At 44.0% G+C, this 252-nt stretch carries 1 tRNA gene; it reads right to left on the bottom strand.

Annotated features, from left to right (window positions below):
- Nucleotides 1–167: 167 nt before the first annotated feature.
- Nucleotides 168–244, bottom strand: a tRNA-Met gene (locus tag H4J76_RS19660).
- Nucleotides 245–252: the final 8 nt, after the last annotated feature.

Below are 252 nucleotides of genomic sequence, written 5' to 3'. Positions count from 1 at the left end.
ACTGCTCCATCCCGCGTCCGAATGTCCTAATACCTTCTTAGGAAAGCCAAGTCGTTTTAATTCAAACTTAAGAATTTGCTTTTTATACTTAAGCGTAAGTTGGTTATCGGAGCCCATATCTAATTAAAAGGGAACTGACGACCTGATTTTATACTTATATCTTAAGTTGGTTGCGGGAGCCAGATTTGAACTGACGACCTTCGGGTTATGAGCCCGACGAGCTACCAGACTGCTCCATCCCGCGTCCGAATG

Source organism: Colwellia sp. BRX9-1 (assembly GCF_014077195.1).
Taxonomy (GTDB): Bacteria; Pseudomonadota; Gammaproteobacteria; order Enterobacterales; family Alteromonadaceae; genus Colwellia_A.
Note: the sequence above shows the minus strand (reverse complement) of the source record. Positions and strands in the feature narration are given on the sequence as shown.